The sequence below is a fragment of the Leisingera sp. McT4-56 genome (assembly GCF_020514995.1).
Taxonomy (GTDB): domain Bacteria; phylum Pseudomonadota; class Alphaproteobacteria; order Rhodobacterales; family Rhodobacteraceae; genus Leisingera; species Leisingera aquaemixtae_A.
Window position 1 is genome coordinate 1 of record NZ_JAJALF010000032.1, and the last position, 23,257, is coordinate 23,257.

The following is a 23,257-nucleotide window of genomic DNA, read 5'->3' on the forward strand; positions in this document are numbered from 1 at the left end:
GGTCGATGCTCCCGCAGAAGCAAGCGCCGCTCCCCTCCCCCAGAAATCCCCAGAGGACTACACTATGACCATCGCCGACCCCGACACGCTCAGTTCCGAGGCCCGCCAAGCGCGGCTGTTCACCCGGATCAACAAGCTGGACGCCTGGTTTCAGGTCTTCGGCCTGGCCTGGATCACCCCCGTCTTGAAGGCCGCCGCCGGAGACAATCCCAAGGCGCAGATGAAGGAAATCTGGCGCCTGCTTGCGGTTCCCGTTATCGCGATTGCCGCCTTCCTCATGCTCTGGGGCACACTGGCACCCAAGGTGCAGACCTCGCTCGGAGCGATCCCCGGGCCTGCTGCGGTCTGGACAGAGGCCGTGAACCTGCACCGCGACGCGCAGGCCAAGGCCGCCAAGGAACAGGCCCACTACGAGAAGGTGGAGGCCCGCAACCAGCGCTTCATTGACCGCGGCCAGCAGGAGCGGGTCAAGGACATCCCCTTTACGGGCGCGCCCTCCTACTACCAGCAAATCTGGACCTCGATCCAAACTGTCTTCTTCGGCTTCCTGATCGCCTCGGCCGTGGCCATTCCGCTGGGCATCCTTGCCGGGCTTTCACCGGCTGCTAACTCCGCCATCAATCCGCTGGTGCAGATCTTCAAGCCGGTGTCGCCGCTCGCCTGGCTGCCGATCGTCACGATGATCGTCTCCGCCCTTTATGCCAGCAACGACGGCTTGTTCACCAAGTCATTCCTGGTCTCCGCAGTCACCGTGACCCTGTGCTCGCTGTGGCCGACGCTGATCAATACCGCGCTGGGTGTGGCCTCCATCGACAAGGACCTGGTGAATGTCTCCAAGGTTCTGAAAATGAACACATACACCAAGATCACCAAGCTGGTGCTGCCGTCGGCGCTGCCGCTGATCTTCACCGGGCTGCGCCTGTCTCTCGGGGTAGGCTGGATGGTGCTGATCGCCGCCGAAATGCTGGCGCAGAACCCCGGCCTCGGCAAATTCGTCTGGGATGAATTCCAGAACGGCTCCTCCCAGTCACTGGCCAAGATCATCGTCGCAGTGCTGACCATCGGCATCATCGGCTTTCTCCTGGACCGGGTGATGTACGCGCTGCAGTCGCTCTTCACCTTCACAAACAACCGGTGAGCCGCCATGAGCATTCTTGAGTTCAAAAATGTCTCCAAGAGCTTCGGCGAAGGCACCAGCCGCACGCAAGTTCTGAAAAACATCAATCTCAGCGTTCAAGAGGGCGAGTTTCTGGTGCTTCTGGGCTTCTCCGGCACCGGCAAGACAACCCTGATCAACCTGATGGCCGGGCTGGAGAAGCCCGCACAGGGGTTGGTTACTTACCGGGGCAGAGAGATCACCGGCCCCGGTCCTGAGCGCGGGGTGGTCTTCCAAAATTATTCGCTGATGCCGTGGCTGACGGTGAACGGCAATGTTGCACTGGCGGTGGACACCGTGTTTCCCGGCCTGCCCAAGGCGGAGAAGCAGGCAAAGGTGGACCATTACGTGAACATGGTCGGTCTCAGCCACGCTGCGAACCGCCGCCCGGCGGAGCTGTCGGGTGGCATGCGCCAGCGCGTCAACGTGGCGCGGGCGCTGGCGATGGATCCGGAGATGCTGCTGCTGGATGAGCCGCTGTCGGCGCTGGATGCGCTGACGCGGGCCAATCTGGCGGATGAAATCGAAGCCATCTGGGAGGCGGACAAGAAGACCTGTGTGCTGATCACCAACGACGTGGATGAGGCCATTCTGCTGGCCGACCGCATCATCGTCCTGAACCCGGACGGCAGCCTGGGGGAAGAGTTCAAGGTCGCCATTCCCCGCCCGCGCGACCGTTCCGCGATGAACACGGACGAGAGTTTCAAGCGCCTGCGGGCGGCGGTCACATCCTGCCTTATGGATGCGGGCATCAAGGCGCGGGCCGAGGGTTCGAAGATCCTTCCGGATGTGACACCGATCCACGGGCTTCCCTCGGCTGTGGCTGAGGCCGCGAAGTCGATGACCGAAGAGCGGTTTCTGGATTTCTCGCAGCTGCACAAGATCTATCCCACCCCCAAGGGGCCGCTGACGGTGGTCGAGGATTTCAACCTCAAGATCAACAAGGGCGAGTTCATCTCGCTGATCGGCCACTCGGGCTGCGGCAAATCCACGGTGCTGACCATGGCCGCAGGGCTGAACCCGATCTCCAAGGGGGCGATCAAGCTGGACCGCCGCCATGTAGAGGGTGCCGACCCGGAACGCGCGGTGGTGTTCCAATCACCCAACCTGTTTCCCTGGCTGACCGCACGGGAGAACTGCGCCATCGGCGTCGATAAGGTTTATCCCAAGGCGTCCCAGGCGGAGCGGCAGGACGTGGTCGAATACTACCTGGAGCGCGTCGGCCTGGCGGATGCGATGGACAAGCCTGCGCATGCGATGTCGAACGGCATGCAGCAGCGGGTCGGCATCGCCCGGGCCTTTGCCCTGTCGCCCAAGCTTCTGTTGCTGGATGAGCCCTTCGGCATGCTCGACAGCCTGACCCGCTGGGAGCTGCAGGAGGTGCTGATGGAGGTCTGGTCCCGCACCAAGGTGACCGCGATCTGCGTCACCCATGACGTAGACGAGGCGATCCTTCTGGCCGACCGGGTGGTGATGATGACCAACGGACCCCAGGCCACTATCGGCAAGATCACCGACGTGAAGCTGCCGCGCCCGCGCACCCGCAAGGCGCTGCTGGAACACCCGGATTACTACACCTACCGGCAGGAGGTGCTCGATTTCCTGGAGGAATACGAGCACGGGGCGAAACCCAAGCCCAAACCGGCGGCAGACAAGATTGCAGCGGAGTAAGACCATGACCCAGAAACTCGTCATCATCGGGGCCGGCATGGCCTCTGGCCGGGTGATCGAGCATCTGCTCGACGCGGACCCCGGCGCCTATGACATCACCCTGTTCAACGCCGAGCCGCGCGGCAACTACAACCGCATCATGCTGAGCCCAGTGCTGTCGGGCGAGAAGACCTATGAGGAGATCGTCACCCATTCGGACGACTGGTACGCGGAGCGCGGCATCGCCTGCCGGTTCGGCGAGCATGTGGTGAGGATCGACCGCGAGATGAAGGTGGTCGAGGGCGAGAACGGCCATATGCCGTATGACAAGCTGGTGATCGCCACCGGCTCAGCCCCCTTTATCATCCCGGTGCCGGGGCACGACCTGCCGGGGGTGATTTCCTACCGCGACCTGGACGATACCAACGCGATGATCGACGCTGCCGCCAGCGGGGGCAAGGCGGTGGTGATCGGCGGCGGCCTCCTCGGGCTGGAGGCCGCCGCAGGCCTCAAGGAGCGCGGCATGGATGTGACCGTGCTGCACCTGATGGGCCACCTGATGGAGCGCCAGCTGGATGAGGCCGCGGGCTATCTGTTGCGCAAAGACCTGGAGGCGCGCGGCATTACCGTGAAAACCCAGGCCTCGACCAAGGCGATCCTGGGCGAAGACCGGGCGCAAGCGGTACTGCTGGAAAGCGGCGAAACGCTGGGGGCCGATCTGGTGGTGATGGCGGTGGGCATCCGACCGGAAACCCGGCTTGCCAATGACGCGCATCTGACTGTGGCGCGCGGCATCGAGGTGAACGCGCAGATGCAGACGTCCGACCCGGATATATATGCCGTGGGGGAATGCGTGGAGTTTGACGGCCACCTTTTCGGCCTGGTGGCGCCGCTCTATGATCAGGCCAAAGTGCTAGCAGACAGCCTGCTGGACCAGCCGAATGCCTTTGTGGTCAAGGAACTGGCCACCAAGCTCAAGGTCACCGGCTGCGACCTGTTCAGCGCCGGGGATTTTGCCGAGGGAGAGGGGCGCGAGGACATTGTCTTCCGCGATCCCTCCCGCGGTATCTACAAGCGGCTGGTGATCGAAGACGACCGGCTGATCGGCGCGGTGATGTACGGCGACACCGCAGACGGCAGCTGGTTCTTCGGCCTGATCAAGGACGGCACCGACATTGACGAGATGCGCGGGACGCTGATCTTCGGCCCGGCTTTTCAGGGGGGCGCCTCCGCGGACCCTCTGTCAGCCGTTGCAGCCTTGCCGCCTGAGGCGGAGATCTGCGGCTGCAACGGCGTCTGCAAGGGACAGATCACCGGCGCCATCGACGGCGGCGCAACGGACCTCGGCGCAATCCGCGCCACCACCAAGGCCTCGGCCTCCTGCGGCACCTGCACCGGGCTGGTGGAACAGCTGCTGGCGGTGACGCTGGGTGATGGCTACGCGGCGCCGCAGGCGCAGCCGGTCTGCGGCTGCACCAGCCACACCCACGAGGACGTCCGCCGCCTGATCAAGTCGCAAGAGCTAAAAAGCCAGGCCGCGGTCTGGCAGGAGCTTGGCTGGACCACCCCCAACGGCTGCCATGTCTGCCGCCCTGCGGTGAACTATTACCTCCTGGCGGACTGGCCGCTGGAATACCGGGACGACCCGCAGAGCCGTTTCGTGAACGAGCGCAAGCACGCCAATATCCAGAAGGACGGCACCTTCTCGGTGGTGCCGCGCATGTGGGGCGGCATCACCACCCCGGATGAGCTGCGCGCCATCGCCGATGCCGCCGACAAGTACGACGTGCCGACGGTAAAGGTCACCGGCGGCCAGCGCATCGACCTTCTGGGCGTGAAAGGCGAAGACCTTCCCGCAATGTGGGCGGATTTGAACCGCGCCGGGCTGGTCTCGGGCCATGCCTATTCCAAGGGGCTGCGCACGGTGAAGACCTGCGTCGGCACCGATCACTGCCGGTTCGGCACCCAGGACTCGACCGGGCTGGGCATCAAGCTGGAAAAGCACCTGTGGGGGTCCTGGACCCCGCACAAGCTGAAGCTGGCGGTCTCCGGCTGCCCGCGCAACTGCGCCGAGGCGACCTGCAAGGACATCGGCGTGGTCTGCGTCGACAGCGGCTATGAAATCCACGTCGGCGGCGCCGCGGGAATGGAGATCAAGGGAACCGAGCTGTTGTGCAAGGTGGCAACCGAGGCCGAGGCGCTCGAGGTGATCTCGGCGATGACCCAGATCTACCGCGAGAACGCCAAGTACCTGGACCGGATCTACAAATGGCTGGCCAGGGTCGGGCTCGACTGGGTCAAGGCGCAGATCGTGGACGACGTGGAGAACCGCAAGGCGCTGGCGGAGCGGTTTCAGCTGTCGCAATCCGTTTACCGCAAGGACCCCTGGGCGGAACACGCACAGGACAGCACCACCCGGGCGCAATACGCCCCCCTTGCCAATCTCACCCTGGAGGCTGCGGAATGAACTGGATCGACATCGGCCATATCGAAGACATCCCGCTGCATGGCGCGCGGGTGGTGAAAACCCCGGTGGGCTGCGTTGCGCTGTTCCGTACCGGCGCGGCGGAAGTGTTTGCCGCAGACGACCGCTGCCCGCACAAGGGCGGGCCGCTGTCAGAGGGCATCGTGCACGGCCAAAGCGTGACCTGCCCGCTGCACAACTGGGTGTTCGATCTGAACACCGGCGCGGCGCAGGGGGCGGATGAAGGCCGGATCGGCACCTATCCGGTGCGGGTGGACGGCGGCCGCCTGCTGATCGATGGCAATGCCATCGGCAAGCGGAGCGCTGCGTGATGGCAGGAGCGGCTTGCCAGGAGGTCCGCTCGACCTGCCCCTATTGCGGCACCGGCTGCGGCGTGCTGCTGCGTCCGGACGGCGCAGGCGGGCTGGCGGTGCACGGCGACCCGGACCACCCGGCCAACCGCGGGCGGCTCTGCTCCAAGGGGCTGGCGCTGGGGGAGACGCTGGGGCTGGAGGGCCGCCTGCTGGCCCCGCGGGTGAAGGGGCAGGAGACGGATTGGGACACCGCCCTGGACCTGGTCGCCGCCAGGTTCCGCCAGGCGGTGGAGCAGCACGGCCCGGACAGCATCGGCTTCTACCTGTCGGGCCAGATGCTGACCGAGGATTACTATGTCGCCAACAAGCTGATGAAGGGCTTTCTCGGCTCCGCCAATATCGACACCAACTCCCGCCTTTGCATGGCCTCCACCGTCGCCGGCCACAAACGCGCCTTTGGCACCGATACGGTGCCCGGCACCTATGCGGATCTGGAGGAGGCCGATCTGATTGTTCTCGTCGGCTCCAACCTGGCGTGGTGCCACCCGGTTCTCTACCAGCGCATCCTTGCCGCCCGCGAAAACCGCGGCACCCGGCTGGTAGTGATTGACCCGCGCCGCACCGCCAGCTGCGATCAAGCGGACATGCATCTGAAACTGCGGGCAGGCAGCGATGTGGCGCTGTTCAACTACCTGCTGGCGGCGCTCCGCGCAGGCGGCGCGCTGGATGCGGAGTATCTGCGGCATGTGAATGGGCTGGGTGAGGCGCTGGACGCTGCCTATGCCGCCGATGCCGCGGTGACCGGGCTGGAGGGTTCCGAGATCGCAGCCTTCTGCGAACTGTGGATGCGCGCCGAAAAGGTGGTGACAATCTTCAGCCAGGGGGTGAACCAGTCCACCTCCGGCACCGACAAGGTGAATGCCATCCTGAATTGCCATCTGGCCACGGGGCGCATCGGCAAGCCCGGCTGCGGGCCGTTCTCTGTGACCGGCCAGCCCAATGCGATGGGCGGGCGCGAGGTGGGCGGGCTGGCCAATATGCTGGCCTGCCATATGGATCTGGAAAACAGCCGCCACCGCGCCGCGGTGCAGGAGTTCTGGGGCGCCCCGGCGATGCCCGAACGCGCAGGCCTGAAGGCTGTCGATCTGTTCCGCGCAGCAGGCGACGGACGGCTCAAGGCGCTGTGGATCATCCACACCAATCCCGCCGTCACCATGCCGGAGGCCGATGCCGTCTCCGCGGCCATCAAGACCTGCGAGTTCACTGTGGTCAGCGACGTCACAGCCGCAACTGACACTGCCCGGCTGGCGGATGTGCTGCTGCCCGCTGCCGCCTGGGCGGAAAAGGACGGCACCGTCACCAATTCGGACCGCACAATCAGCCGCCAGCGCGCCGCCCTGCCGCCGCCGGGTGAGGCCCGCCCCGACTGGGACATCCTGGCCGATGCGGGCCGGCGCATGGGCTGGGGCGCGGCGTTTGATTATCAGTCTCCGGCGCAGATCTTCCGCGAGCATGCGGCCTTGTCCGGGCTGGCTGGCAATTTCGGGCTGGATTTCGACATTTCCGGCCTCAGCGGCCTATCCGACTCTGACTACGAAGGGTTGCGCCCGGTCCGCTGGCCGGTCAGCCGCAGCCGCCAGGGCGGGCGCTTCTTTGCGGACGGGCAGTTCTTTCACCCGGACCGAAAGGCCCGCATGCTGCCCGTCCGCTGCCGCCCGCCTGCCGCCTCACAAGACCGCCAGTATCCGTTTCGCCTGAACACCGGCCGCATCCGCGACCAGTGGCACACGATGACCCGCACCGGCAAAGCGCCGCGCCTGTCGGCCCACTTGGCGGAACCCTTTGCCGACATCCACCCGGAGGACGCCCGGCGGCTGGGCGTGCAGCCCGCGGACCTGCTGCGGCTCAGCAGCCCGCACGGGCAGGCCATCCTGCGCGCCCGGATCACTGCGGATGTGCAGCCCGGCGACCTGTTTGCGCCGATCCACTGGACCGGCGAAACCGCCCCTTCGGCGCGCATCGATACGCTTGTCGCCGCCGCCACGGATCCTGTTTCAGGGCAGCCCGAAAGCAAGGCTGCCGTTGTTGCGGCGGAACGCTGGCAGGCCGCCTGGTACGGCTTTGCAGTCTCGTGCCGACCGATGGCGCCCCGGACGGATTACTGGGCCATGACCCGCACCAAAACAGGATACCGGGCCGAATTGGCCGGATCGCCGCCCCTCGGCGACGCCGAAGCCGCGGCCCGGGCCTTGTTCGCGATGCCGGACGCGGAGCTGCAGATGATGACGGACAGCAGCAGGGGCATTACCCGGCTGGCGCTGTGCCGGGACGGCAGGGTCCAGGCAGCGCTGTTCACCGCGCCGGAGCCAGTGGCCGTCAGCCGGGATTACCTGGCCGGGCTGCCAGGCACCTGCGCAAGCGGCATCCTGACTGGTGTTCCGGCGGCGGACCAGCCGGATCCCGGCCCGCTGGTTTGCGCCTGCTTCAGCGTTGGCGCCAGCACCATTCTTCAGGCCATCGAAACAGGCGGTTTGCTGAGTGTTGCAGATGTCGGCGCAGCCCTTCAGGCCGGCACAAATTGCGGCTCCTGCCGTTCCGATATCGCAGCCCTGCTGGCCCGGGCTGCCGTCCCGCATGCCGCAGAATAGAAGGCCGCGGCATGACAGCAGTCTCAAAAAATGGGCGCCCGCTGTCAGAAAATCGCGGCGGGCAGCCAGGTTGCAAGGCCGGGGATCAGCCAGACCAGCAGAACACCCAGCGCCTGCAGCCCGATGAACGGAACCACCCCCTGATAGATCTGGCGGGTGGTAACCTCCTTCGGGGCGGCGCCGCGCAGGTAGAACAGCGAAAAGCCAAAGGGCGGCGTCAGGAAGCTGGTCTGAAGGTTGATCGCGATCAGGATGCCCAGCCAAACCGGGTCATGTCCCATCAGGATCAGGGCCGGCGTCACCAGCGGCAGCACGATGACAGAGATCTCGACAAAATCGAGGAAGAAACCCAGCACAAAGATGAACAGCATGCAGAACAGCAGCGCGCCGGTCGGCCCGCCGGGCATGCTGCCCAGGAAGTGCGCCACCCGCTCCTCGCCGCCCAGGCCAATAAACACCAGGGAAAACATGCCCGCCGCCAGGATGGTGGCAAAGATCATCGCCGTCATCGTCGCGGTTGAGGTGACGGCATCATGCAAAATGCGCTTCTGCAAGCCGCTGCGCAGGGCGGCCAGGATGGCAACGGCCCCTGCCCCGGCCAGCAGCGCATAGAAGACCCCCGCCGCCAGATCGCCGCCGCCTAGGTCGCTGCGCTGCAGCCGGACAGGATGGACCCCGGCGAGGATGCCCAGCAGGATCAGCGCCGCCGCTCCGAACAGGATCATCCGGGCCGGGCCGCCCGCTCGCGCGCCCGCCATCAGCAGGGCACCGATGCCGCCTACTGACGCGGCCTCAGTCGGGGTGGCAACACCGCCTAGGATGGCGCCGAGCACGGCAAAGATCAGCAGGATCGGCGGCACCACCGCGCGCACAACTTCGCCGCCGTTCGGGCGGGCCACCCCGGCCGGCGCCGACGGCATGTCCTGCGGCCGCAGCAGGCCTCGGATCAGGATATACAGAAGATAAAGCACCACCAGCACCAGCCCCGGCACCAGTGCTGCGGCAAAGAACTGGCCCACCGACAGCGCCTCGACCGAGAACTTGCCCTGCTCGTACTGGGCCTGCTGGTAGGCGTTCGACATCACGTCGGCCAGGATGATCAAAAGCGTCGAAGGCGGAATAATCTGCCCCAGCGTGCCTGCAGTGCAGACGATGCCCGAGGCCACCCGCGGATCATAGCCCGCGCGCAGCATGGCCGGCAGGGCGATCATGCCCATCGCCACCACTGTCGCGCCGACAATGCCGGTTGAGGCCGCCAGCAGCGCCCCCACCAGTACAACCGAAATGCCCAGACCGCCCTTCAGCTGGCCGAACAGCCGCCCCATGGTGTCCAAGAGCTCTTCTGCGATGCGGCTTTTCTCAAGGATTGCGCCCATCAGCACAAACAGCGGAATGGCGATCAGCACCTCGTTGCTCAGCAGGCCGAATGCCCGCTGGCCCAGCGCCCCCAGCAGCGAGACGTCCATCACCCCCAGCACCCAGCCGAGGTAGGCAAAAACCACCGCAACCCCGGCAATGGAGAAGGCGACCGGAAACCCCATGAGGATCGCCGCCATCAGCGCGGCAAACATGATCAGGTCAAGGTAGGCGGTCATCAGGCGTCACTTTCGGAAAACAGGCGGATCAGCAGCGCCAGGGACTGCAGCATCACCAGCACGCAGAACGCCGGGATCAGCGATTTCAGCAGGAACACAGCCTCGATGCCGCCAACAGCCAGCGGGCCTTCGAGAATAGACCAGGAATTGCGCACCGACGGCCAGGACCAGTAGAGCAGCGCCGCCATCGAGGGCAGCAGCAGGAACAGGTGGCCGAAGATGTCGATGCGGCGCTGCGCCCTGCGGCTGAGGCCGGCATAGAACACATCCACCCGCACGTGCTTGTCGACCAGCAGCGTGTAGCCCGCAGCCAGCATGAACAGGGCGGAGTGCATGTAAAGGACACTTTCCTGCGCGGCGATCGAGTTCACACCGAATACATAGCGCCCGACCACGATGGCAAACTGCGCCAGCACCATGGTCAGCGCCAGCCATCGCACCACATGCGCCAGCCCCCGGTTCACCCCGTCCAGCGCATCTGCAACCCGTTGCATCCTGCTTTCTCCCCATCAAAAAACCGGCGCCCGCTGCGGCGGGCGCCGGCTGTCTTGCCGTTTTCAGTAACCCATCACCGAGGCACGGGCATTCATCTGGCCATTGTCGGCATAGCTCATGTAGCCGCCAACGCTGTCGCGATAGGCCAGGAAGCTTTCGGTGATACGGCGCACCAGCTCATCCTCGTCCTCCTGCAGCTCTGCGACCACCTCCTTGGCAGCGGCGCCCATCGCGGCGATCACATCCTCGGGGAACATCTTCACCTGCACACCATCCTCGTCGACCATCTTCTTGAGGGCCAGCGCGTGTTTGGTGGTGTATTCGGTCCAGACCGGGTTGTAGAGGCTCTCGCAGGCCAGCGACACCACCTGCTGCAGGTCCTCGGGCAGCTCGGCAAAGACATTGGCGTTGACGCCGCATTCCTCAGCCGAGGACGGCTCGCCCACGCCGGGCCAGTAGTAGTTCTTGGCCACCTGGTAATAGCCAAGCGCGCTGTCGGTCCAGGGGCCGATGAACTCACCGGCATCCAGCGCGCCGGTCTGCAGTCCCTGGAACATCGCCGGACCGCTGGTGGCCTCTGCCGCCATGCCCAGTTTCGAGGCCATCTCCGACGCCAGTCCGGTGGTGCGGAACTTCAGCCCCTTCAGGTCTTCGGCAGAGTTGATCTCCGTCTTGAACCAGCCGCCCCACTGCGGGCCGGAGTTGCCGCACAGGAACGGCTTGATGCCAAAGCGGCCGTACATCTCGTCATAGAGCGCCTGGCCGCCGCCGTGGTACATCCAGCCGAACTGCTCATCCGCGCGCAGGCCGAACGGCTGCGAGCCGAACAGCAGGATGCCCTTGGACTTGGAGCCCCAGTAGGCAGGCACCGCGTGGTAGAGCTCAGCCGTGCCTTCGGACACCGCGTCGAACACGCCGCGGCCCGGCACCAGTTCACCCGCGGCAAACAGCTTCACCTCGATCCGGCCGCCCGACAGGGTGGTGATCCGGTCGGCCAGCATCTGCGCCGCCACACCCGGTCCCGGCAGGTTCTTGGGCCAGGCCGTGACCATCTTCCACTGCATCTTGCCCTGGGCAATGGCCGGGCTCGCCAGCGTCGCCGCTGCCGCGCCCATTGCGCCGGCTTTCAAGAATGCGCGTCTTTCCATGTCTCCAGTCCTCCGTCTGTCGGTGCATCTGCAGCAGGCCGGTGGCGGCAGTGCAGACTCATTTTTTGTACGCGCTTTACATTAATATGTAGCTACATATTATTGTCAATCACGGTTGCGCGGTTCCAAGTCGCCTTTCCGCGCAGGATGCAATATGGAGCGGCGGAGCGCATTTTCCCGTTTGGCCTGGGGAGGACGATGACGGACAAGCAGCGGCATTCCTGGGTGAGCATCCGGGACAGCATCCGGGAGATGATCCTGAACTCCACCTACGGGCCGGGGGACAAGCTGCCGCGGGACGAGGAGTTCGCCGCCCGCTTCGGCTGCGCCCGCTCCACCGTTCACCGGGCGATGCGCGACCTGGCCCAGAGCGGTCTGGTGGAACGGCGCCGCAAGGGCGGCACCATGGTGCGGCGCGATCCGGTGACCCGCGCAACGCTCGATATCCCGATCACCCGGCTTGAGGTCGAACAGAAGGGCAGCACCTACGGCTACCGGCTGATCCGGCAGTCTGTGCAGCCTTCCAGCCCGGCCATTATGGCCAATTTCGGCCTGCCGGAGGCCCGCCCGATGCTCCGCGTCGAAGCTTTGCACCTGGCCGACAGCCGCCCCTATATTTTCGAGGACCGCTGGATCTGTCTGGAAACCGTGCCGGAGATCACCTCGGTGGACCTGACCCGCGAAAGCGCCAACGAATGGCTGGTCCGCAACCGCCCCTACAGCCGCTGCGACCTGCGCCTCTACGCCCGTCCCGGCACCCCCAGCGATAGCGAAATCCTCCAGAGCTCCCCAGGGGATGCGCTGTTTGTGATGGAGCGCACCACCTGGATTGGCGACGCGCCGATCACCAGCCTCTGTGCCGTTGCCCATCCGGGCTACCAGCTTTTCACCCGGGGCTGACGGAAAGCACCGCGCCAGAGGCCGGATCCGGGCTGCAGGAACCATCCCCGCGCAAACCTCGCGGCAGGCAGCCGTGCCCAGTCATTCAGCTCCCGAATCACTTCAACAAATTCGCCGCGACCCTCCCGCGCGGGAGGGTTTGCACGGCAGTGCCGCCGTCAGCGGCCGCTGCGAAAAAAGCAGGGATAACAGGCCTGAAACACGCAAATTCGAGCGCAGAATGCATGATTGCCGTCTTGACGCGGGCCGGGCCGGTCAGGAGAAATACCTCCATGGCGTTTCCGGCACATATCTTCCGGCTCATCAGGGTGGCTGCTGCATTTGCGGTGATCCTTGTGCTGGGGTTTTCACTGCCATCCGCCGCGCATTCCATTGCAGGTCATCACGGCGATGCCGCGGTCTCGCATACCGGCGATAGCCATGCCGGTGCGGCGCATGACGCTGCCGGCACCGGTGCGCAGGATGGCCAGGATGCGCCCCGGAACGCCGACGGCGCAAACTGCTGCGCGGGTGCCTGCATGGCAGTTGCTGTGCTGTCTTTGCAGCCGGAAGAAATCTCCGTGACCCAGTCTGTGCGCTGGAAGCAGGAGAATTCGCAGCTGCCGTCCAGGGAACAGCTCGCACTGCTGCGCCCGCCAAGAGCCTGAGACATCTGAACCGTTTCAACGGTCTCTAAAACCCTCCTGCACGCAAATGCAGGAGCCGTGCAGACATACCTCAGGAAAACCACATGAAATCTCTGTTTCTGGCCGGGGCGGGCGCCCTGCTGCTGGGGGCGTGCGCCAGAACACCGGCTGCACTGCCCGATACCGCAGCCTTGCAAACTGCTGCCGCGCCGTCCGGCCCATACCGGTCTCTGAATTACCAGTCTCCGCTCAAGGGGTTCGAAACCTACCAGCCCAGCGGCCCCGCCCCTTGGCGCGGTGTCAACGAGCAGCAGGAGAGCCAATGATGACAGCGAAAACTTGGAGCGTCCTCCTGGCGCCGCCCCTGGTGCTGGCCGCCTGCTCGGCCGCGGTGCCGGAAAAATTCACCAGCCCGCAGGCCGGGTTTCAGGAGGTCGCCAGCCAGACCTCGGCCGCCATCGGCAAGCGCACGGCCTTTGCCCAGACCCAGGCCCAGAACGAGGCGCTGGCAAGGGAAGTCCGGCAGCTGGTCCATGGCAAGACGATCTCCGCCGATACTGCGGTGCAGGCCGCGCTTTTGAACAACAAGGGCCTGCAGGCGTCTTATGCCGCGGTCGGCCTTTCGGCAGCAGAGGCCTGGCAGCAGATGACGCCGGAAAACCCGGTGGTCTCGATCGGCCTGATGGGGATCGGCGCGCCGGAACTGGGCCTGTACCGGGCGCTGGAATCGACCATCGCCGTGAACCTGCTGGACGTGAAGACCCGCAAGCAGCGCGTCGCCGTGGCTGAGACGCAGTTCCAGCAGGCGCAGCTGAACGCGGTGAACGACACGCTGGCGCTGGCCGGGCAGACCCGGCAGGCCTGGATCAATGCCGTGGCCGCGTTTGAACGGCTGAGTTATCTGCGCCAGGCCAGCGGGACAGCGGCAGCGGGGGCAGAACTGGCCAGCCAGTTGGGCAAGACCGGCGCGCTGAACAAGGCGGGCCAGGCGCGGGAGTTTGCCTTCAATGCCGAGCTGGCAGGACAGGTGGCCCGTGCCCGGCTGGAGGCGCAGCTCGCCAAGGAGGAGCTGACCCGGCTGATGGGCCTTTGGGGCAGCGACGCCAACTACTATGTGCCGGATGCGCTGCCGCCACTGCCAAAGTCCCTGCCGCGGGTCGCCTCGATCGAAGCGGCGGCACTGACAAACCGGGTAGATCTGAAGGTTGCCAAGCTTGGACTTGAGGCGCAGGCCCGCGCCTTTGGCCTGACCGGCAGGACCCGGCTGGTCACCGACCTGGAGCTGATTGCCGGCGCTGAGGCGGAGCGCGAGCGCGAGGACGGGGAGACCCACACCGAAACCCTGCCGCAGCTGGAGCTGGAGTTTGCCATTCCGGTCTTTGACACCGGCAAGGCGCGGATGCGCAAGGCGGAGCTTTCCTACATGCAGGCGGCCAATACGCTGGCGGAACGGGCGGTCAGTGTCCGCTCGGAGGCCCGCAGTGCTAAGCTGGCCTATCATTCCTCCTATGAGATCGCGCGCCATTACCGCGACATTCTGGTGCCGCTGCGCCGGACAATCGAGGAGGAAGGCCTGCTCAGTTACAACGGAATGATCACCAGCACCTTCGAACTGCTGACCGGCGTGCGCGACAAGCTGGCGGGCTCGCTGGAGGCGGCCAATGCCAAGCGCGATTTCTGGCTGGCCCAGGCCAATGTCAGCGCCGCGATCTATGGCGGCGGCACAGGTTCCGCACCGCAGAACGGCAGCGAACAGATTGCCGCTGGCGGCGGTGCAGGCCATTGAAAGGATCAAATGACATGATGAACAGACGTCAAATGCTTGGGGCCGGCGCCGCGGGTGCGGCGCTGGTGTCCAGCCAGGCCTGGGGCAAGACCCTAAACATGGGCCTACCCGAAGCTGCGAGTATGGACAGCGCCGCCACACAGCCGCCGCTGCCCCCCTCCACCGGTCCGGACTACAACCCGGTGGTCACCCTGAACGGCTGGACCCTGCCGTTCCGGATGAACAACGGGGTGAAGGAGTTCCATTTGGTCGCCGAGCCGGTCGAGCGCGAGCTGGCCGAAGGCATGATCGCGCATCTGTGGGGCTACAACGGTCAGTCCACCGGCCCCACGATCGAGGCGGTAGAAGGCGACCGGGTCCGCATCTTTGTCACCAACAAACTGCCGGAACATACCTCCGTGCATTGGCACGGGATGATCCTGCCTTCGGGCATGGACGGGGTGAGCGGCCTCAGCCATCCGGGCATCCCGCCGGGCAAGACCTTTGTCTATGAGTTCGACCTGATCAAATCCGGCACCTTCATGTACCACCCCCATGCGGATGAGATGGTGCAGATGGCGATGGGGATGATGGGCATGTTCATCGTGCATCCCAAGGACCCGGCCTTCATGCCCGTCGACCGCGATTTCCTGATCATGCTCAACGCCTTTGACATCGATCCCGGCTCCTATGTGCCGCGGGTGATGGAAATGACGGACTTCAACCTGTGGTGCTGGAACAGCCGGATCTTCCCGGACATCGATCCGCTGGTGGTCAATCAGGGCGACAGGGTGCGCGTCAGGACCGGCAACCTGACCATGACCAACCACCCGATCCACATGCACGGCTATGACTTCGAGGTCACCTGCACCGACGGCGGCTGGGTGCCCGAAAGCGCCCGCTGGCCGGAAGTCTCGATCGACATTCCTGTCGGCGCCATGCGCGCCTATGAGTTCGATGCGGTGCATCCGGGCGACTGGGCGATCCACTGCCACAAATCGCACCACACGATGAACGCGATGGGCCACGACGTGCCGACCTTCATCGGCACCGACAAGCGCAAGCTGACCGGCCAGATCCGCAACCTGCAGCCCGAATACATGCCGATGGGCACCGCCGGCATGGCCGACATGGGCGAGATGTCGATGCCGCTGCCCGACAACACCGTGCCGATGATGGCCGGCTGGGGCCCGTACGGGCCGCTGGAAATGGGCGGCATGTTCTCGGTCGTGAAGGTGCGCGAGGGCATCGACGCAAACGACTACAGCGATCCCGGCTGGTACGAAAACCCGCCCGGCACCCAGGCCTATGAGTGGGCAGGCGAGCTGCCGGACTTTGCCCGCGCCGAAGACGCGCAGACCCGCATTACCCCGAAACCAACTGCCAAGGGCTGACCGGCCCCTGGAACAAATCCAAACCTGACGAGGAGACAGACATGAACAAGATTCTTTCCGCAGCCCTAATTGGCGCTCTTTCCACCGCTCCGGCCTTTGCCGTCGGCACCCATGGCGGCGGCCACCACGGCGAGATGGAGGTTGGCAAGCCCGGCGAGGCCGCCCACGCGGACCGGGAAGTCGCCGTGACCATGAAGGAGACAGACGACGGCGAGATGCTGTTCGAGCCGTCCAGCTTTTCCTTTGCCAAGGGCGAGACGGTCAAATTCGTGATCACCAACGCGGGCGAGTTGGAGCATGAGTTTGTGCTGGATACGGCGGAACGCAATGTCCACCACAAGGCGATGATGGCCAAGATGGAGATGGAACATGACGACCCGAACTCAGTGCGCCTGGACCCGGGCGCCAGCGGCGAAGTGGTCTGGACCTTCACCAACGCCGGCACCTTCGAGTTCGCCTGCCTGATCCCCGGCCACTACGAATCCGGCATGCACGGCCCGGTGGCGGTGCTGGACGGCAGCGGCGGCACGTTCACCGCGGGCACGGTCAAGAAGGTCGACGCCAAGTCCGGCAAGGTCACGATCATTCATGAAGAGCTGGTTGATCTGGAGATGCCTGCGATGACCATGGTGTTCCGGGTCGCCGATGACGCGATGCTGGATCAGCTGAAAGCCGGCGACGCCATCGAATTCGTTGCCGAGCGGATCAAGGGCAAGCTGACCCTCACCGCGCTGAAGTAAGCCCCGGGGCGGAAGGCAGGCTTGCCTGCCTTCCCCTAAGCGCAACAGAGTTCACCAATGCCGGAATTCCACACTCTCGCCCACGACGCGGCAGCGGCGCTGGGGTTCAGCTACGACAGCACGGCGCCCGCCTGGCTGCATCCGATGATGCACTTGGTGCTGGTCCTCGCCCCTGCTCTGCTGGCGTCGACACTGGCGGTTCAGGCGGCCTTGCTGCTGCGCAGGCGCTTTCAGGCTCCGGCAGCTGATCCCGCGGCACAAGAGCAGGCGGCGGGCATCTGGGCCAGCCTGCCGCGCTATATCCTGCGCGCAACGGGACGGCAGCAGGCAGCCCTGGTCGTGCTCAGCCTGACCGCGATGCCGATCCTTTACCTGACTCTCGAATTGCCCAAGCAGATCGTGAACCGTGTCTTTGAAAGCCAGGACGGTGCGGGGCCAGTTCTGGGATTCGACCTGCCGCAAGTCTCGCTGCTGTTTCTGCTCTGCGGCGCCTACCTGGCGGCCATTTCGCTCAACGGTCTCAACAAATACTGGTTGAACATCCGCAAGGGCCGGGTTGCCGAAAGCTTTGTGCGCCGGCTCCGCCTTGCCGTCTACCGCCAGTGGAGGCGCGACCAGCACGCACATCGCCAGCCTGCCATCATGCCCGTTCTCGGCCCCGAGGTGGAGCCGGTCGGCGGCTTTGCCTCTGAACTGCTGACCGTCCCGCTGCTGCAGGGCGGGACGCTGGCGACGATCCTTTTGTTCATGTTCGTGCAGGACCCGATCCTCGCCGCGGCTGCTCTGACGGTCCTGCCTTTGCAGTTGATCATCGTGCCGCGGCTGCAGCGGCGGGTGAATGCGATCTCGCGCAAGCGGATCCGCGAGATGCGCCTGCTCAGCGGCCATCTGGACCGGCAAATGCGGGCGGCCCGCCCGGGCGCGCTGCCGGTTGCGCGCAGCTTCCGGCAGCTGCAGGAACACCGCCTGCAGATCCACCGGCTGAAATTCCTGGCCAAGGCAATCCACAACTTCCTGACCGCCCTGACCCCGTTCCTGTTCTATTCCCTGGGCGGCTACTTCGTGCTGCAGGAGCGGGTTTCGCTGGGCGCACTTGTGGCGATGCTGTCGGCGCACAAGGAATTCTCATCCCCGCTGAAGGATCTGTTCCGTTTCTACCAGCAAAGCGAGGACGTGCGGATCCGGTACCAGGAGATCTGCGCTTTCGCGTTCCGCCCCGGCGGGCTGCCCGGAGCGGCCTCCGGTGCTGGCCGCCACCCGTATCAGCCCGCCCCGCGCGCGGCATTTCAGCCCCTCAATAAGAGAAAGCAAACCTCATGAATAAAAACATAGCCATTACAGCAGCCGCAGCCTTGGCAGCGGCGGCAGCCTACTTCGTCTACAGCAGCACCAACGGAAAGGATGCAACTTCGCCGCGCGCCGTTCTGGAACCCGGCGCCCCGCTTGCCGAAGTTCAGCTGCCGCCGGAGCTAAGTGAAACCGCGATGACCGGGAAACGCGCCTTTGACGCGGTCTGCGCCGGCTGCCACGGAGACAACGCAGCGGGCCGCAACGGCATGGGACCGCCGCTGGTTCACAAGATCTATGAACCTTCGCACCACGGCGACGCCGCCTTCCTGCTTGCGGTCCGCAACGGCGTGCGGGCGCATCACTGGAAATTCGGCAACATGCCCGCCCAGCAGGGGCTGACCGATGGCGACGTCAAAGGCATCACTCAATATGTGCGGGAACTGCAGCGCGCAAACGGGATCAATTAGCTGGCAAGTGAAAGCCGGGCAGGAAACAGCCCGGCTTCCGCCACCTGAGATGCCTTGCGCCCAGCAGCCGGACCGGATGGGTGAGATCCGAGAACACGTTGTTCAGCCCGGGTTCAGGATCGACTGGATCTCATCTATGCGGGCCTTAGCCGCCAACCGCTCGGGGCTGTTGGGGAACAGGGACTCCATAAGCAATTCCATTTGCTGCAGGGCGGTCTCGCGACCGATGCCGCCTTCATGCAGCCCGCACCGCAGCCACAGCCCGTCAATCATTACCGAAATCGCCAAGGCGACCTCCTCAGCCCGTTCCCGGTCTGCCAGCTGTTCCAGCGCATGCATCAGGTTTGAGCGCATCCGCTGGTGAATGGCGGTCTGTATCCTCTGGTAGCTTGGATTGTACGGGATCTCCGCGAGCAGCGACAGCCAGGCATGCGCAATCTTGGGAGTGAAAAACTGGCGCGAGAAGTTGGCTTCGATCACTGAATAGACCCTTTCCCAGGGCGTGTTCGAGCGAATCAAGAGCGCGCTGACTTCGCGGGCCAGGTCCGCGTTGCCGTAACGCAGGGCCATTTCCAGCAGCCGGGCCTTGTTTCCGAAATAGTGCAGGACGTTGGTCTTGGAGACGCCTGCGCGCTTGGCGACCTTCTCCACGGTGGTTCCGGAAAGCCCTTCTTCACTAAGGGTTTCGAAGGCAGCCTTGGAATATTCCTCGGTCCGTAGCCTCCACAGTTTGTTCCGCTTCATCCGTCTCTCCCAGAGCTGGCCGGAGTAAATATTTCGTTGACTCGAGTGTCAATGTGTACCTATCAGACTATTTATAGACCAATGAGTCTATAAAAATTGGGAGGAAAAAATGAAGGCATTCTCGATTTCAGCTGCCCTTGGCATTTCGCTTCTGGGGGCGGGTTTGGCTGAAGCATCCTGCGAAAAAGTCCGGATGGCGGAGCCGGGCTGGACGGACCTGGCGCTCACTTCAGGTGTGGCATCCGTGCTGCTGAAGGGGCTGGGGTATGAGGCGGAAACAAAGGTGCTCGGCACCACGGTCACCTATGAGGCGATGGTCAACGGCGATCTGGATCTGTTCCTGGGATACTGGGACCCTGCCATGGCAACCTATTTCGCGCCCTATATCGAGGGCGATGCCATCGAGACGGTGAACCAGAACCTGGAAGGGGCGAAGTACACCTTTGCCGTGCCGAAGTACGTGTATGAGGCGGGCGTCACCAGCTTTGCCGACCTGGCCGCCCACTCAGAAAAGTTCGGCAGCCGCTTCTACGGCATCGAACCCGGCTCAAACACGCAGATGATGGATATCATCGACACGAATGCCTTCGGGCTGGGCGGCTGGAACGTCGTTGAAAGCTCGGAGCAGGGCATGCTGGCGCAGGTGCGCAGGGCCGTGTCGCGGGAGGATTGGGTCGTGTTCCTCGGGTGGGCCCCGCATCCGATGAATGTGGAATTCGACATCGAGTACCTGAGCGGCGGCGACGACTATTTCGGTCCGGACTTCGGGGCCGCGACAGTACATACCCAGACCCGAGCGGGCTATACCGAGGAATGCCCGAACATCGGGCGCCTGATCGCCCAGCTGGATTTTACCGTGCCGATGGAAAGCGAGGGCATGGGGTACATCATCAACGATGGCAAAGATCCCGAAGAGGCTGCGATGCGGCTGATCAAACAGCACCCGGACATGCTGGACGGTTGGCTGGACGGAGTGTCCACCCTTGCAGGCGGCCCGGGACTGCCCGCAGTCCGCGCCTATGCCGGGCTGGAGTGACCATCATGGAGTGGCTCATTCCTCACACCGCCAAGGCAAATGGCCAGCCGGTGCAGCTCAGCTACTGGGAGGCCGGTGATCCGGCTGCCCATCCCGTTGTCCTCTTGGTCGGGCTAGGCATGCAGGCGATCGAGTGGCCCGCGGATTTTATCCGGCAACTGTCGGAAACCCGCCGGGTCATCTGCATTGACAACCGCGATGCTGGAAAGTCGCCGCGCTGCGGTGAAGACAGCGAGCCGCTTGCTGCCGGGATCTGGATGCAGGGCGATACCGCGGCCGCCCAGGATCTGGCCCCGTATTCCCTCTTTGACATGCGGGATGATGTCCTGGCGCTGCTGGACCGCCTGCAGGTCGGCACCTTCGACATCATCGGGTTCTCCATGGGCGGCATGATCAGCCAGCTGGTTGCTGCCGCCGCGGGCCCGCGGGCCGGACGCTTTGTGCAGCTGGCCAGCAACGACGGAACCGCCGAAGTCGATGGCGACGCGGATTCCAAGTGCCGGATGGCGCGTCTGTTCACCCGGCCTTCGGATCCGGAACTGATCCGGACATACCTGCTGGAAGACGCTCTGGCCTATGGCGCGGGCCGCCTCACCGACACGCCGGAGCTTCGGAGCGAAGTCAACGCCGCTTTCTCCGCGGGGTATTCTTGCGGCGGTGCAGCCCGCCACGCACTTGCGGTTCTGACCACACCGGACCGGCGGCCGCTGCTCAAGTCAATCCAAAGCCGGACATTGGTTCTGCACGGCGACCGCGACAGCTGCATTTCCCCGCAACGGGGCGCGGCAGCGGCTGCGCTGATCCCGGAGGCCCGCTTCGAGCTGCTGCCGGGCGTCGGGCATGTTCTGGATCCCATGATGTGCAATGCCGCCCTCAACTGGCTGGAGCCGGCTGCAGGCACAAGGACAAGAATTGGAGAAAGCCATGGAGTGGCTTGAAACACATAAGATCCCGGTCGGCCATTGGGCAAAGCTGATGGTCGACTGGCTGACCGGCAACATGGCCTGGTTCTTTGACGGGCTGTCAGAGGTGATCGGAGCCATCGTCGCAGGCACTCTTTGGCTGCTGCAGATGCCGCATCCGCTGGTGCTGGTCGGCCTGGTTTCAGGGCTGGCCTGGTATTTGCACCGCTCGCTGGCCTTGACTGCCTTTGCGGCACTCGGCCTGCTTCTGGTCATCAACCAGGGGTACTGGATCGAGACCACCGAAACACTGTCTCTGGTGCTCGCGGCAACCACTATGTCGATGCTGATCGGCGTGCCTGTCGGGGTTCTGGCTGCCGGGCGGCCTTGGCTCTACCGGCTTCTGCAGCCGCTACTGGATCTGATGCAGACGATCCCCACCTTCGTCTACCTGATCCCGGCGCTGGTGCTGTTTGGTCTCGGTGCGGTTCCGGCCCTGATTGCAACAGTTGTGTTTGCCGTCCCCGCCCCGATCCGGCTGACTTACCTTGGCATCTCCTCAACGCCGCATGCGCTGGTGGAAACTGCGGATGCCTTTGGCGCCACCCCGGCGATGGTGCTGTGGAAGGTGAAGCTGCCCTGGGCCATGCCTCAGATCCTGGCCGGATTGACCCAGACCATCATGCTGTCGCTGTCGATGGTCGTTGTGGCTGCGCTTGTCGGCGCCAGCGGGCTGGGCGTTCCCACCCTGCGCGCGCTCAACCAGGTCAATGTCGGCAAGGGCTTCGAAGTTGGCATTGTAATTGTTATCGTTGCGATCCTTCTGGACCGCCTGCTGAAAGCCGGGAGGAGCTGATATGGAACAGCCGGTCATCAAGTTCGAAAACGCCAGCATCGTGTTCGGCGACAATCCGAAATCCGCACTGCCGCTGATGGACGCGGGCCTGAGCCGGGAAGAGGTCCGGGCCGAAAGCGGGCAGATCCTGGGGGTCCACAACTGTTCGCTCGAGGTGCAGGAAGGTGAGATCGTGGTGCTGATGGGCCTGTCCGGCTCCGGCAAGTCGACTCTGCTGCGCGCCTCCAACCGGCTCAATCCGCTGGCTGCCGGCACCGTGCATCTGCGCAGCAAAGGCGGGCTTGTGGACCTCGCCGCCGCCTCTGCCGCAGAATTGCGGAGCCTCCGCCGCCATGACGTGTCGATGGTGTTTCAGCAGTTTGGCCTGCTGCCCTGGCGCAGCGTGCTGGAAAATGCGGCCTTCGGGTTAGAGGCTGCCGGTGTGCCACGGGAGGAGCGGCTTCAGCGGGCCATGCGGCAGCTGGAGAAGGTGCATCTTGGGCAATGGGCCAATACCAATGTCTCTGAGCTTTCGGGCGGTATGCAGCAGCGGGTGGGCTTGGCCCGCGCCTTTGCCACCGACGCGCCGCTCCTGCTGATGGATGAGCCGTTCTCGGCGCTGGACCCGCTGATCCGCAACGAGCTGCAGGACGAACTGCTGGAGCTTCAAGCAGACCTGAAAAAGACGATCCTTTTCGTCAGCCACGATCTGGACGAGGCGATCAAACTTGGCAACCGGATTGCGATCATGGAAGGCGGCCGCATCGTGCAGCTGGGCACACCGCAGGAAATCGTGCTGAAGCCGGCCACGGACTATGTGCGGAACTTCGTGTCCCACATGAATCCGATGAATGTGCTTCATGCAGCCGAAATCATGAAGCCGGTCAACGGTACCATCCCCTCCGGCGCGCGGGTGCGCGATGCCGGCACGACGGTAAAGGACCTGATGCGGGCGCAGCTGAACGACGGCGGAGAGTACTTCGTGTCCAATGGCCGCGACATCATTGGCAGGCTGGATCATTCCGATATCTTCAAGGCACTGCTGCGCGAATAGCGCAGCAGGGTTCCCCGGCGCAAAAGCAACTTTT

Annotated in this window: 21 protein-coding genes; 17 read left to right on the forward strand and 4 right to left on the reverse strand. The window is 64.5% G+C overall.

Features of this window, described 5'->3' with window-relative positions; all coding sequences use genetic code 11:
• The first annotated feature begins 64 nt into the window (after window positions 1-64).
• Genes LHL23_RS21880 through LHL23_RS21900 form a run of 5 tightly spaced genes read left to right on the forward strand, consistent with a single transcriptional unit; the run spans window position 65 to window position 8,232 of the window.
• A complete protein-coding gene (locus tag LHL23_RS21880; RefSeq protein ID WP_226431567.1) occupies window positions 65-1,138 on the forward strand; it encodes an ABC transporter permease in 1,074 nt (357 codons plus the stop codon).
• Window positions 1,139-1,144: 6 nt separating this feature from the next.
• The gene (locus LHL23_RS21885) at window positions 1,145-2,827 is read left to right on the forward strand and encodes an ABC transporter ATP-binding protein (protein ID WP_226431536.1); all 1,683 of its coding nucleotides are present in this window, start codon (window positions 1,145-1,147) and stop codon (window positions 2,825-2,827) included.
• Window positions 2,828-2,831: 4 nt separating this feature from the next.
• Window positions 2,832-5,273 (forward strand): nitrite reductase large subunit NirB, encoded by a 2,442-nt coding sequence (gene nirB / locus LHL23_RS21890; protein WP_226431537.1) that lies wholly within the window; start codon window positions 2,832-2,834, stop codon window positions 5,271-5,273.
• Window positions 5,270-5,602, forward strand: a complete 333-nt coding sequence (gene nirD, locus LHL23_RS21895) for a nitrite reductase small subunit NirD (protein ID WP_226431538.1) — start codon at window positions 5,270-5,272, stop codon at window positions 5,600-5,602. The genes nirB and nirD overlap by 4 nt, the downstream gene beginning before the upstream one ends.
• A complete protein-coding gene (locus LHL23_RS21900) occupies window positions 5,602-8,232 on the forward strand; it encodes a nitrate reductase (RefSeq protein WP_226431539.1) in 2,631 nt (876 codons plus the stop codon). Before nirD ends, LHL23_RS21900 begins: the two co-directional genes overlap by 1 nt.
• Window positions 8,233-8,276: 44 nt before the next feature.
• Here the strand turns inward: LHL23_RS21900 and LHL23_RS21905 are convergent, their stop codons facing one another.
• The 3 genes from LHL23_RS21905 to LHL23_RS21915 form a co-directional block, all read right to left on the reverse strand.
• Entirely contained in the window at window positions 8,277-9,827 is a 1,551-nt protein-coding gene (locus LHL23_RS21905; RefSeq protein ID WP_226431540.1) for a TRAP transporter large permease, read from the reverse strand.
• Window positions 9,827-10,321 (reverse strand): TRAP transporter small permease subunit, encoded by a 495-nt coding sequence (locus tag LHL23_RS21910; RefSeq protein ID WP_226431541.1) that lies wholly within the window; start codon window positions 10,319-10,321, stop codon window positions 9,827-9,829. Before LHL23_RS21910 ends, LHL23_RS21905 begins: the two co-directional genes overlap by 1 nt.
• A gap of 63 nt (window positions 10,322-10,384) precedes the next feature.
• Complete coding sequence (locus tag LHL23_RS21915; protein ID WP_222480345.1) at window positions 10,385-11,470, reverse strand: TRAP transporter substrate-binding protein; 1,086 nt, start codon at window positions 11,468-11,470, stop codon at window positions 10,385-10,387.
• A gap of 198 nt (window positions 11,471-11,668) precedes the next feature.
• Here LHL23_RS21915 and LHL23_RS21920 point away from each other — a divergent pair, with 198 nt between their 5' ends.
• The 8 genes from LHL23_RS21920 to LHL23_RS21955 all read left to right on the forward strand — a co-directional run bounded on the left by LHL23_RS21920 (window position 11,669) and on the right by LHL23_RS21955 (window position 18,652).
• A complete protein-coding gene (locus tag LHL23_RS21920) occupies window positions 11,669-12,370 on the forward strand; it encodes a GntR family transcriptional regulator (RefSeq protein ID WP_226431542.1) in 702 nt (233 codons plus the stop codon).
• A gap of 272 nt (window positions 12,371-12,642) precedes the next feature.
• Window positions 12,643-13,017, forward strand: coding sequence for a hypothetical protein (locus LHL23_RS21925; RefSeq protein ID WP_226431543.1), 375 nt, complete (start codon window positions 12,643-12,645; stop codon window positions 13,015-13,017).
• Between the two features lie 83 nt (window positions 13,018-13,100).
• Window positions 13,101-13,322 carry a hypothetical protein gene (locus LHL23_RS21930; protein WP_226431544.1) on the forward strand — a complete coding sequence of 74 codons (222 nt, stop codon included), beginning with the start codon at window positions 13,101-13,103 and terminating at the stop codon, window positions 13,320-13,322.
• Complete coding sequence (locus tag LHL23_RS21935; protein ID WP_226431545.1) at window positions 13,322-14,782, forward strand: TolC family protein; 1,461 nt, start codon at window positions 13,322-13,324, stop codon at window positions 14,780-14,782. Before LHL23_RS21930 ends, LHL23_RS21935 begins: the two co-directional genes overlap by 1 nt.
• A 14-nt stretch (window positions 14,783-14,796) precedes the next feature.
• The gene (locus LHL23_RS21940; protein ID WP_226431546.1) at window positions 14,797-16,155 is read left to right on the forward strand and encodes a multicopper oxidase family protein; all 1,359 of its coding nucleotides are present in this window, start codon (window positions 14,797-14,799) and stop codon (window positions 16,153-16,155) included.
• Between the two features lie 41 nt (window positions 16,156-16,196).
• The gene (locus LHL23_RS21945; protein WP_226431547.1) at window positions 16,197-16,895 is read left to right on the forward strand and encodes a copper-binding protein; all 699 of its coding nucleotides are present in this window, start codon (window positions 16,197-16,199) and stop codon (window positions 16,893-16,895) included.
• 57 nt (window positions 16,896-16,952) lie between these two features.
• Window positions 16,953-18,215: an ABC transporter ATP-binding protein gene (locus LHL23_RS21950; protein WP_226431548.1), complete on the forward strand. Its 1,263-nt coding sequence runs from the start codon at window positions 16,953-16,955 to the stop codon at window positions 18,213-18,215.
• Complete coding sequence (locus LHL23_RS21955) at window positions 18,212-18,652, forward strand: c-type cytochrome (protein ID WP_226431549.1); 441 nt, start codon at window positions 18,212-18,214, stop codon at window positions 18,650-18,652. The genes LHL23_RS21950 and LHL23_RS21955 overlap by 4 nt, the downstream gene beginning before the upstream one ends.
• A gap of 102 nt (window positions 18,653-18,754) precedes the next feature.
• Here the strand turns inward: LHL23_RS21955 and betI are convergent, their stop codons facing one another.
• Entirely contained in the window at window positions 18,755-19,396 is a 642-nt protein-coding gene (betI, locus tag LHL23_RS21960; RefSeq protein ID WP_226431550.1) for a transcriptional regulator BetI, read from the reverse strand.
• Window positions 19,397-19,505: 109 nt separating this feature from the next.
• Between betI and choX the strand changes: the two genes are divergently transcribed.
• The 4 genes from choX to choV are packed head-to-tail and all read left to right on the forward strand — an operon-like array spanning window position 19,506 to window position 23,223.
• Window positions 19,506-20,432 (forward strand): choline ABC transporter substrate-binding protein, encoded by a 927-nt coding sequence (choX, locus tag LHL23_RS21965; RefSeq protein ID WP_226431551.1) that lies wholly within the window; start codon window positions 19,506-19,508, stop codon window positions 20,430-20,432.
• A 5-nt stretch (window positions 20,433-20,437) separates the two neighbouring features.
• Entirely contained in the window at window positions 20,438-21,370 is a 933-nt protein-coding gene (locus LHL23_RS21970; protein WP_226431552.1) for an alpha/beta fold hydrolase, read from the forward strand.
• A complete protein-coding gene (gene choW, locus LHL23_RS21975) occupies window positions 21,357-22,190 on the forward strand; it encodes a choline ABC transporter permease subunit (RefSeq protein ID WP_226431553.1) in 834 nt (277 codons plus the stop codon). The genes LHL23_RS21970 and choW overlap by 14 nt, the downstream gene beginning before the upstream one ends.
• Before the next feature lies 1 nt (window position 22,191).
• On the forward strand, window positions 22,192-23,223 hold the full coding sequence (gene choV, locus LHL23_RS21980; RefSeq protein ID WP_226431554.1) for a choline ABC transporter ATP-binding protein: 1,032 nt from the start codon (window positions 22,192-22,194) through the stop codon (window positions 23,221-23,223).
• The last annotated feature ends 34 nt before the right edge of the window (window positions 23,224-23,257 follow it).

Excerpts from the sequence above, each read along its gene's own strand:
- LHL23_RS21880 (WP_226431567.1), top strand. The coding sequence starts at position 65 with ATGACCATCGCCGACCCCGACACGCTCAGTTCCGAGGCCCGCCAAGCG.
- LHL23_RS21885 (WP_226431536.1), top strand. The coding sequence starts at position 1,145 with ATGAGCATTCTTGAGTTCAAAAATGTCTCCAAGAGCTTCGGCGAAGGC.
- nirB (WP_226431537.1), top strand. The coding sequence starts at position 2,832 with ATGACCCAGAAACTCGTCATCATCGGGGCCGGCATGGCCTCTGGCCGG.
- nirD (WP_226431538.1), top strand. The coding sequence starts at position 5,270 with ATGAACTGGATCGACATCGGCCATATCGAAGACATCCCGCTGCATGGC.
- LHL23_RS21900 (WP_226431539.1), top strand. The coding sequence starts at position 5,602 with ATGGCAGGAGCGGCTTGCCAGGAGGTCCGCTCGACCTGCCCCTATTGC.
- LHL23_RS21905 (WP_226431540.1), bottom strand. The coding sequence starts at position 9,827 with ATGACCGCCTACCTTGACCTGATCATGTTTGCCGCGCTGATGGCGGCG.
- LHL23_RS21910 (WP_226431541.1), bottom strand. The coding sequence starts at position 10,321 with ATGCAACGGGTTGCAGATGCGCTGGACGGGGTGAACCGGGGGCTGGCG.
- LHL23_RS21915 (WP_222480345.1), bottom strand. The coding sequence starts at position 11,470 with ATGGAAAGACGCGCATTCTTGAAAGCCGGCGCAATGGGCGCGGCAGCG.
- LHL23_RS21920 (WP_226431542.1), top strand. The coding sequence starts at position 11,669 with ATGACGGACAAGCAGCGGCATTCCTGGGTGAGCATCCGGGACAGCATC.
- LHL23_RS21925 (WP_226431543.1), top strand. The coding sequence starts at position 12,643 with ATGGCGTTTCCGGCACATATCTTCCGGCTCATCAGGGTGGCTGCTGCA.
- LHL23_RS21930 (WP_226431544.1), top strand. The coding sequence starts at position 13,101 with ATGAAATCTCTGTTTCTGGCCGGGGCGGGCGCCCTGCTGCTGGGGGCG.
- LHL23_RS21935 (WP_226431545.1), top strand. The coding sequence starts at position 13,322 with ATGACAGCGAAAACTTGGAGCGTCCTCCTGGCGCCGCCCCTGGTGCTG.
- LHL23_RS21940 (WP_226431546.1), top strand. The coding sequence starts at position 14,797 with ATGATGAACAGACGTCAAATGCTTGGGGCCGGCGCCGCGGGTGCGGCG.
- LHL23_RS21945 (WP_226431547.1), top strand. The coding sequence starts at position 16,197 with ATGAACAAGATTCTTTCCGCAGCCCTAATTGGCGCTCTTTCCACCGCT.
- LHL23_RS21950 (WP_226431548.1), top strand. The coding sequence starts at position 16,953 with ATGCCGGAATTCCACACTCTCGCCCACGACGCGGCAGCGGCGCTGGGG.
- LHL23_RS21955 (WP_226431549.1), top strand. The coding sequence starts at position 18,212 with ATGAATAAAAACATAGCCATTACAGCAGCCGCAGCCTTGGCAGCGGCG.
- betI (WP_226431550.1), bottom strand. The coding sequence starts at position 19,396 with ATGAAGCGGAACAAACTGTGGAGGCTACGGACCGAGGAATATTCCAAG.
- choX (WP_226431551.1), top strand. The coding sequence starts at position 19,506 with ATGAAGGCATTCTCGATTTCAGCTGCCCTTGGCATTTCGCTTCTGGGG.
- LHL23_RS21970 (WP_226431552.1), top strand. The coding sequence starts at position 20,438 with ATGGAGTGGCTCATTCCTCACACCGCCAAGGCAAATGGCCAGCCGGTG.
- choW (WP_226431553.1), top strand. The coding sequence starts at position 21,357 with ATGGAGTGGCTTGAAACACATAAGATCCCGGTCGGCCATTGGGCAAAG.
- choV (WP_226431554.1), top strand. The coding sequence starts at position 22,192 with ATGGAACAGCCGGTCATCAAGTTCGAAAACGCCAGCATCGTGTTCGGC.